Below are 9527 nucleotides of genomic sequence, written 5' to 3' on the forward strand. Positions count from 1 at the left end.
GGTCATTTTCATACGCCACACCAAAGCTGAAGCGTTTAACGCCCAGGTACTTTTCAAGCTGCGCTGGTGTCACCTTGACCTTCTTCGACCTGGTTTTCTTCAGCAATAGATCCTTGACCACCTTGCGGCAGATTTTGGCAATTTCTCGCTCGAGGTTACGTACACCGGCCTCGCGCGTGTAGTAGCGCACGATGTCACGTAATGTCGCCTCGGTAATGGCGAGTTCATCTGTCTTCAGACCGTTGTTCTCTTTCTGCTTCTCGACGAGATAGTTCTGCGCAATATTGACCTTCTCATCTTCCGTATAGCCGGAAAGACGAATCACCTCCATACGATCAAGCAGCGCCGGCGGAATGTTCATACTGTTTGCTGTGGCAACGAACATCACTTCGGAGAGATCGACATCAACTTCGAGATAGTGATCCTGGAAGGTGTGGTTTTGTTCAGGGTCGAGTACTTCAAGCAGCGCAGAGGCTGGATCGCCACGGAAGTCCATCGCCATCTTGTCGATTTCATCGAGCAGGAAGAATGGGTTCTTGGTTCCGACACGACTCAGGTTCTGCACAATCTTGCCCGGCAGTGCGCCGATATAGGTGCGCCTGTGACCACGTATCTCAGCCTCGTCACGTACGCCACCGAGCGCCATGCGAACAAACTTGCGTCCGGTTGAGCGTGCAATCGACTGGCCAAGCGAGGTCTTGCCCACGCCGGGAGGACCGACAAGACAGAGAATCGGGCCCTTCAGCTTGCGTACACGTTGCTGCACGGCGAGATACTCTAGAATGCGTTCCTTGACCTTCTCCAGGCCATAGTGATCAGCATCCAGAACCTCTTCAGCCACACCGATATCATTCTTGATGCGGGTGCGTTTTTTCCACGGAACATCTGTCAGGGTGTCGAGGTAATTGCGTACAACTGTCGCTTCCGCCGACATTGGCGACATCATCTTGAGCTTGTTAAGCTCGGTGATCGCCTTCTCCTTCACCTCTTTCGGCATTCCTGCCTTCTCGATGCGGTCGGTGAGCTCCTCTATTTCGTTAGGTGCATCTTCCATCTCGCCGAGCTCTTTCTGAATCGCCTTCATCTGCTCATTCAGATAGTACTCACGCTGATTCTTCTCCATCTGCTGCTTGACGCGACCACGGATGCGCTTCTCGAGCTGCAGTACGTCATTTTCGCCTTCCATCAGCCCCATCAGGTGCTCAAGACGAAGCTGGATGTTGGAGATTTCGAGAACCTGCTGCTTCTCGTCGAGTTTCAGCGCCATGTGCGCTGCCATGGTATCTACGAGGCGACTTGGATCGTCAATGCTCGCCAGTGACGTCAGCACCTCCGGTGGAACTTTCTTGTTGAGCTTAACGTAGTCGTCGAACAGTGAAGTTGCTGAACGCATCAGCACTTCCATCTCCTGCTCATCGATTGTCAGCTGCTCTTTGACAGCCGTGGGGGATGCGCGGAAAAACTCTTCCGTATCTGTGAATTCTCCGACGTTGACGCGGAACACGCCCTCAACCAGAACCTTGACGGTACCGTCAGGCAGCTTCAGCAGCTGCAGTATGTTGGCCAATGTACCAATCTGGTAGAGCTGTTCGACCTGCGGATCCTCTAGGTCGGCGTCGCGCTGGGCAACGAGCAGGATCGGCTGATCATTTCGGGTTGCATAATCGAGTGCGCGAATCGATTTTTCGCGCCCCACGAAAAGCGGGATTACCATGTGCGGATAGACAACAACGTCACGTAGCGGCAGTACCGCGACATCCGCCGGAATCTCTGTAATCTCTTTCTTGGAACTTTGTCCTGCCATGTGCACCTCGGCTAATGCAGTTTCTCCCCTTTAGCGGGGAGAATTGAATCGGGGGGAGATTGGCTAGACCCTGGTTGTCAGGCATCCGCAGATGCTGCTACCTGGCTGTCACCGCCCTCGATAATTATATAGGGGTCAGTGTCGCCGGAAACAACCGCTTCATCAACCACGACTTTACTGACGTTATCCATGGAGGGGATGTCGTACATGGTATCGAGCAGGATTTGCTCGAGAATTGTGCGCAATCCACGCGCGCCTGTTTTACGCTCCATCGCCTTGCGTGCAATCGCGTGCAGGGCGTCCGGACGCACTTCGAGTTCGCATCCTTCCATCTCGAAAAGTTTTCCGTACTGCTTGGTCAACGCATTTTTCGGCTCGGTCAGAATCCGCACCAGGGCTTCCTCGTCAAGTTCCTCAAGCGTGGCAACCACCGGCAAACGGCCGACAAATTCAGGGATCAGGCCGTACTTGATCAGGTCTTCCGCCTCGACATCGGAGAAAACCTCACCAAGATTGCGCTCCTCGTCCTTGCTGCGAACGTCTGCAGAGAATCCGATGCCGCCCTTCTCGGAACGGTCACGAATCACTTTCTCGAGGCCGGAAAAGGCGCCGCCGACGATAAACAGGATATTCGAGGTATCAACCTGCAGAAACTCTTGCTGGGGGTGCTTGCGTCCACCCTGGGGAGGTACAGATGCCACCGTGCCTTCAATCAGCTTCAGCAGTGCCTGCTGTACGCCTTCACCGGAGACATCGCGGGTGATCGAAGGATTGTCGGATTTGCGTGAAATCTTGTCAATTTCATCGATATAGACGATACCGGACTGCGCCTTGTCGACATCATAGTCGCACTTCTGCAGCAGTTTCTGAATGATGTTCTCGACATCTTCACCAACATAGCCAGCCTCGGTCAGCGTTGTCGCGTCTGCAATCGTGAAAGGCACATTGAGCAGGCGCGCAAGCGTCTCGGCAAGCAGTGTTTTGCCTGAACCGGTAGGACCGATGAGCAGAATATTGCTCTTGGTAATTTCGACCTCGCCCTCTTTAACTTCCGCGTTGAGGCGCTTGTAGTGGTTGTAGACCGCTACAGAGAGTACTTTTTTGGCTCGTGCCTGGCCGATAACGTACTCGTCGAGTCGTGAATTCAGTTCATAGGGCTTGGGCAGCGATTCTGATTCTTCAGATGCCGCTTCCTGCATCTCTTCACGAATAATGTCGTTGCAGAGTTCAACGCACTCATCACAAACAAATACGGAAGGCCCGGCTATCAGTTTACGCACCTCGTGCTGACTCTTTCCACAAAAAGAGCAGTAGAGAAGCTTGTCGTCGCCAGATTTTGTTTTGTCGTCACTCATTCAATCAACAGCTTTGGTAAATTAATCATATAAAAAGCATCTTATCCCATTCTTTGCGGAAGGCAAACAGTTGGCTATCCGTCCGTTTTGCAGGGAATTACAAGATAATGGGGCAGTCTCCCATAGTGATGCTGGCCTTGAGCCGGCATCCAGGAGTGCGTGCGCTGTTCATGATGGATCCCGGATCAAGCCCGGGGTGACGCTATTTTTGTCAGGCAGGACGTTCGTTGAGAACCTGGTCAATCAGGCCGTATTCAACTGATTCCTCGGCGCTCATGAAGTTATCGCGCTCGGTATCCTCGCCAATTTTATCCATCGTCTGGCCAGTATGATGCGCAAGAATCTGGTTGAGCTTTTCACGCACCAGGAGAATCTCCTTGGCATGAATTTCGATATCAGTCGCCTGGCCCTGGTAGCCGCCCAGCGGCTGGTGGATCATGGTACGCGAATGCGGCAAACAGTAGCGTTTGCCCGCCTCACCTGCGGCCAGCAATACAGCACCCATGCTCGCAGCCTGGCCAATACACATGGTACTGACATGCGGCTTGATGAACTGCATGGTGTCGTAGATTGCCAGTCCGGCAGTGACAGACCCGCCAGGAGAGTTGATGTAGAGGTGGATATCCTTGTCAGGATTCTCGGACTCGAGAAACAACAGCTGTGCGACGATCAGGTTAGCCATGTGGTCCTCGATCGGACCGACAACGAAAATAACCCGCTCTTTCAGCAGCCTGGAGTAGATATCATAGGCACGTTCGCCCCTGGATGTCTGTTCGACAACCATCGGAACAAGTCCGATATTGCTGGTTTCCAGTGCGCCGTTGTTATGATTATCACTCATGCCTGTTTCCACCCCTGTGGTATTGACTGTTTATGCAGATAGCTCGTCGAATGATGAGGTCTTGTTCTCGACCTGCATCTGTTCCAGCAGCCAGTCGACAACCTGGTCTTCGAGAACGAGGTTCTTGACCGGATCGAGTCGCTCAGGGCTGCCATAGTACCACTCAATAACCTCTTCAGGCTTCTCGTAGGAGCTAGCGTAGAGCTCGACAGTCTCGCGGATACGGTCATCATCTGCGCTGAGGCTGTTCTGACTCATGATTTCAGAAACCAGCATGCCCAGCTTGACACGTCGCTCAGCCTGCTCCTTGAAGAGGTCGATCGGCAGATCAAAGCCGCCCTGTGCTGCGCCCTGCTGCTGCATGTTCTGCTTGGTCTCTTCCATCATGCGCTTGACTTCATCTTCAATCATTGCTGAAGGAACGGCCATCTCATGCTGCTCGAGTAGCACGTCCATAATCGTTTCCTTATTCTTCTGCTTGATCTTCTGTGTAAGTTCGCGCTCCATGTTGTCGCGGATATCCTTACGGAAAGAGTCTACGCTGCCATCCTCGATACCAAATGCCTTGACGAAATCCTCGTCAATTTCGGGCAATATCTGCTCGGCGACAGACTGGACAGTAATATCGAATACTGCCGGCTTGCCTGCAAGATGCTCTGCCTGGTAGTCATCCGGGAATGTGACTTCAATCGTGCGCTCATCACCAGCACTGGCACCGAGAATACCGGCTTCGAAACCCTCGATCATGCTGCCGGAACCAAGTACAAGAGGGACGCTCTCTGCCGCACCACCTTCGAACTCTTCTCCGTCAACCTTGCCGACGAAGCTGATAGTGACCTGGTCGCCATCTGCAGCTGCACGCTCAACCGTGTCGAAAGCCGCACGCTGCTGACGCAGTTTGTCAATCATGGTATCAACATCAGCATCGGTTACTTCAGCATCGATAATCCCAACCGATGCATCACTCATCTGATTGATCTTGACCTCAGGCATCACTTCGATATTGGCAACATAGGTAAAACCTTCGCCTTCATCCTTGATGTCATCAATGCTGGGATCACCGGCCGGGCGCAAGCCCTCCTGGGTGACAGCATCGTAGTATGAGTGCTGGATCAGGTCGCCCCATGCTTCCTGTCTTGCTGACTGGCCAAAACGCTGGCGTACAACGCTCAGCGGCACCTTGCCAGGACGAAAACCGTCGAGGCGGACAGTTTTGGCAATCTCTTGCAGCTTCTTTTCAACAGCCTGGTTGACCTGCTCGGCAGGAAGCTCAACAGTGACGCGGCGCTGAAGGCCTTCGAGTGTTTCAACGGAAACTTGCATGGGTCATCTCTCCGGCAGTCTCACTGCCTGTCATCAATATCAAAATAGTAGTCGTATAAAATATGGTGCGAAAGGAGAGACTCGAACTCTCACGCCTTGCGGCACAGGAACCTAAATCCAGCGCGTCTACCAATTCCGCCACTTTCGCAATCGCTCACAGAAGCACCCTGAAATACAGGCACTCTGAAAAGAGAACCGCGGATTATAGCGACAAATGCACTCTGTTTGAAATGCCTATTTTCAAACGGGCCGATTCGCCCCCGTCAACATCGAGTCCCTTGCGGTGGGTTTCGTTGATCTGCCTGAGCAATGACACGCCCTCACTTGACTACCCAAAATCAGCTAAATCTGCCTTATTCAACAGGAACACACCGTCGCCACCGTATTCGAACTCCAACCACACGAACGGCAACTCCGGGAATGCCTCGACCAGCGCACCGGTAGCCGAGCCGACTTCAACGATCAGCACACCGCCTGGCAGCAGGTGATCATGCGCCTGTGAGAGGATTCTTCTGACGATATCGAGCCCGTCTGCTCCCGCTTCGAGTCCGAGCTTTGGCTCACTATGGTATTCACCCGGCAGGGCTGCATACTCGTCACTGCTGACGTAGGGGGGGTTACTGACAATCAGGTTGTACTGCTTGCCACCGAGCCCGTCAAACAGGTCGGACTCAACCGCCCTGACCCGCTCACCGAGCCAATGGCGTTCAATATTCTGCTTCGCGATCTTCAGCGCCGCTGGCGAGATGTCGGCAAGATCGACCTCCGTGTCGGGAAGTTGCAATGCAGTGGCGATGCCGATGCAGCCACTACCGGTGCACAGATCAAGCACGTGCTCAAGGGAATCGGGGTCGACCCACGGCTGGAAGGCATCGAGAATCAGTTCCGCAATCGGCGAGCGCGGTACCAGCACGTCCGGGGTGACGATAAAGTTGTATCCGGCAAACAGTGCCTGGCCAATCAGGTAAGCGAGAGGCACCCGCTCATCAACACGGCGCTGCAGCAAAGTTTCGACCTTCTGCGCTTCGGCAGTGGTCACGCGTGTATCGAGAAAAGGCTCCGGCAGAGTATGGTCCAGTCCAACTGCGTGCAGCACCAGCGCCAGTGACTCATCGAGTGCGTTATCTGTACCATGACCGTAAAAAATACCCTTGGCCATGAACAGGGAAGCGCCCCAGCGCACCCAGTCACGCAGGGTCTGCAATTGTTGTTGCGGGTCGGAAGTAGTTGCGGTCATCACATCAGTTACGAGAAAACAGGGGAACCCATGTTAGTCGATTCACGGGGCGAATTCAGGCAAATTCGTCAAAACCGGCCAGCTTGTACCATTTTTTTGCCTCTTCCTCGTCCTTTGGCACACCCCTGCCCTCCTGGTACATCATCGCCAGCGTGGTCATTGAGCCGACAAGCCCCTGATCAGCAGCCTTTTTGAACCATTCGATCGCCTTCTCGCCATTCTTCTCGACACACTCGCCTTCCATGTACATAAAAGCAAGGCCATGCTGGGCGATACCCATGCCGCTCTCTGCCGCAGCTTTCATATACTTGTATGCAAGCAGCTCATTCTCCACCATGCCGAGGCCGTTCTGCGCCATAATCGCCATGCGATACTGCGCCTCGGGATTGCCCTCTTCCGCCAGCGGGGCCAGTAAGGGCGCGGCAGAATTGAAGTGCTTGGACTCAAAAGCGGCAATCCCGCTTGAAAGATCCATATCCAGATGTTGTTCACTCATGCTGTTGTGTTCCTCTTAAATTCTGTATTACCGGGCTCAGGGGAGCCGTTATCCTTTACCCAGCGCGCCGTCGCCCTTTTTGTAGCCATTTGGCCGGATCGCAACGCGGTTAATGACTTTAGCGCACATTCGACCGCGCTCATCGTAAAAGCCATATTCGAAAACCGGTGTTGCACGGCCCTTCGATTCAAGCGTCTTGCTGATGACATTTTCTTGATCTTCATCCATAGAGAAGCGCAACTCCAGGTCAGTGCGGCCTTCGTGAATGAAGTCAATCTCCATGTGCCGTGTCCATACCGCGTTTCCGGGAAAGATGTTCGCGCACATCAGCGCGGCGATCGGATCTGCCAATGATGCCATAGCGCCGCCGAACATACCCCCGCCTGGATTACGGTTGAAACTGTTCAACGGTAAACGGATCACCAGTTCGCGGCCATCATTTTCCATACGCAATACGCGGATGCGCATCGCCCTGAAAGGAGGATAGAATTCAAGTCGGCGCTCACGCGAAAGCAGACCTGATCGTTTAACAATCTTATAAATCATATTCATGCGTCTATTTTAATGGCAGAATCGCATCCATGCAGACAGAAATCAGTGAAACATATCTCGGAACCAAAGATGGCGAGGAGGCAGGACGCATCCTGCGCACCTGTGTGCACTGTGGTTTTTGTACAGCCACCTGCCCAACATACCAGCTTTTAGGCGACGAACTCGACGGTCCGCGCGGTCGTATTTACCAGATCAAGCAGATTCTAGAAGGCGCACAGGCGACACGCACAGTGCGCGTGCACCTCGACCGCTGCCTCACCTGCCGCAGCTGCGAGAGCACCTGCCCATCGGGTGTCGACTATGCGCGTCTGCTCGATATCGGCCGGAACCTGGTGGAAGATACACGCTCCGCACCGGATAAACTGCTACGCAAGCTGATGCTCAATGTTCTGCCCTATCCAGCACGTTTCGTCCCTGCCGCAAAACTGGGCACACTCTTCAGTTTCATGCTGCCGAAAAAACTGAGTGGCAAACTACCGAAATCAACAAAATCGACCATGAGCTGGCCAACATCTAGCCATCAGCGCAAGGTTGCCGTGCTTAGCGGCTGTGTACAGCCGACGTTGGCACCTGACATTGATATCTCCCTCGCTGTGGTGCTCGAACGCGCCGGCATCGAAACAGTACCAGTTCGTAACAGCTGCTGTGGCGCACTGCCTGCTCATCTCACAGACGAGGCGCGTGCAGAGAAAATGGCGATCGAGACCATCGACCTGGTATGGCCAATGATTGAGGATGGTATCGAGGCGATCATCAGCACCGCCAGCGGCTGTGGCGTTACGCTCAAGGAGTATGACTGGCTATTGCGTCACAACGAAGCCTACAGTGAAAAAGCCAAACGCGTCAGCGAACTGGCATCGGATCCGGTTGAAGTGATCGAGAAATCACTCGACAGTTTTGAAGGACAACCCGGCAAGGGAGAAACAGTCGTTTACCATCCCCCCTGCACACAGCAGCACGGCATGAAAATCAAGGGGAATGTAGAAAAGGTACTGACGGCACTTGGCTATGAACTCCTGCCATTCAACGATGCACACCTGTGCTGCGGTTCGGCAGGAACCTATTCACTGTTCCAGCCGGCAATCTCGTCAGAACTTCGCGAACGCAAGCTTGAACAGCTTCAGCAGCCCGGTACCAGCGCCATCGCGACAGCCAATATCGGCTGTATGACTCATCTCAGTGAGAAGAGTGATCTACCCGTCATTCACTGGCTAACGTTAGTAGCCCGCTCTATCAGTTGATAGCGTACCTGCCCGGCGCTCTTCTCTTTCAGCGGCTGCCAGTTGGATGGCAGCTGCGCCTCGGCCTCGTCACTACCCTGCTCAATGTAGATCAGGGCATCATCAGCCAGCCAGCCATCTGACTCGAGCAGTTCGATTACCGGCTGCAGCAGGTTTTTCCTGAAAGGCGGATCGAGAAAGACGATATCAAAACTGTTGCTGTCCGACTGCTGCAGGAACTTGCGGGCATCGCGCTGCTGCACCTTGATGTCTACATCCGGCGAGTCGAGCAGCGCTGCATTCTGTCGCAGCACCTCGCACACATGGCGATTCATCTCTACCAGCATGACCTCCCGGGCACCGCGTGATGCAGCCTCGAACCCCAACGCCCCGGAACCGGCGAACAGGTCGAGTACCCGCGCACCCTGGATGCGATTCTGCAGCCAGTTGAAGAGGGTCTCACGCACCCGGTCTGTGGTTGGCCGCAGCCCTTCAGGGGCAACGAACTGCAGACGCCGGCCACGATGTTCACCACCAATAATGCGCAGGCTGTTTTTGTTTCGCCCGCCCACTGGCTGATTACTCCTGCTTCTCTGCCGGACTGTCGTTTTCGCTACTATTGCCAACCAGAACAGTGGCAAGATTATCCGGATGAATACGGCGCTTGAAGGCTGAATGAATCTGTTCAGCAGTGACTGT

General features: G+C 54.0%; 9 protein-coding genes and 1 tRNA gene. 1 reads left to right on the forward strand and 9 read right to left on the reverse strand.

The window, feature by feature from the left end; genetic code table 11:
- The 8 genes from lon to BOW51_RS03875 all read right to left on the reverse strand — a co-directional run.
- Nucleotides 1-1804: endopeptidase La (gene lon, locus BOW51_RS03840; RefSeq protein WP_078476523.1), on the reverse strand; the 1804-nt coding region annotated here is incomplete at its 3' end.
- Between the two features lie 77 nt (nt 1805-1881).
- A complete protein-coding gene (gene clpX, locus BOW51_RS03845; protein WP_078476524.1) occupies nt 1882-3159 on the reverse strand; it encodes an ATP-dependent Clp protease ATP-binding subunit ClpX in 1278 nt (425 codons plus the stop codon).
- A 211-nt stretch (nt 3160-3370) separates the two neighbouring features.
- Complete coding sequence (clpP, locus tag BOW51_RS03850; RefSeq protein ID WP_078476525.1) at nt 3371-4000, reverse strand: ATP-dependent Clp endopeptidase proteolytic subunit ClpP; 630 nt, start codon at nt 3998-4000, stop codon at nt 3371-3373.
- Between the two features lie 30 nt (nt 4001-4030).
- A complete protein-coding gene (gene tig, locus BOW51_RS03855) occupies nt 4031-5323 on the reverse strand; it encodes a trigger factor (RefSeq protein WP_078476526.1) in 1293 nt (430 codons plus the stop codon).
- A 63-nt stretch (nt 5324-5386) separates the two neighbouring features.
- Nucleotides 5387-5471, reverse strand: a tRNA-Leu gene (locus BOW51_RS03860).
- A 180-nt stretch (nt 5472-5651) separates the two neighbouring features.
- Complete coding sequence (prmB, locus tag BOW51_RS03865; protein ID WP_078476527.1) at nt 5652-6560, reverse strand: 50S ribosomal protein L3 N(5)-glutamine methyltransferase; 909 nt, start codon at nt 6558-6560, stop codon at nt 5652-5654.
- A 55-nt stretch (nt 6561-6615) separates the two neighbouring features.
- Nucleotides 6616-7056, reverse strand: a complete 441-nt coding sequence (locus tag BOW51_RS03870; protein WP_078476528.1) for a tetratricopeptide repeat protein — start codon at nt 7054-7056, stop codon at nt 6616-6618.
- 48 nt (nt 7057-7104) lie between these two features.
- Entirely contained in the window at nt 7105-7608 is a 504-nt protein-coding gene (locus BOW51_RS03875) for a DUF4442 domain-containing protein (protein WP_135568038.1), read from the reverse strand.
- 29 nt (nt 7609-7637) lie between these two features.
- Here BOW51_RS03875 and glcF point away from each other — a divergent pair, with 29 nt between their 5' ends.
- Nucleotides 7638-8849, forward strand: coding sequence for a glycolate oxidase subunit GlcF (gene glcF, locus BOW51_RS03880; RefSeq protein WP_078476529.1), 1212 nt, complete (start codon nt 7638-7640; stop codon nt 8847-8849).
- On the opposite strand, the gene rsmD is transcribed toward glcF, so the two are convergent.
- On the reverse strand, nt 8813-9400 hold the full coding sequence (gene rsmD, locus BOW51_RS03885) for a 16S rRNA (guanine(966)-N(2))-methyltransferase RsmD (protein WP_174564727.1): 588 nt from the start codon (nt 9398-9400) through the stop codon (nt 8813-8815). The genes glcF and rsmD overlap by 37 nt on opposite strands.
- Nucleotides 9401-9527: the final 127 nt, after the last annotated feature.

This window comes from Solemya elarraichensis gill symbiont (genome assembly GCF_002021095.1).
Lineage (GTDB): Bacteria > Pseudomonadota > Gammaproteobacteria > Chromatiales > Chromatiaceae.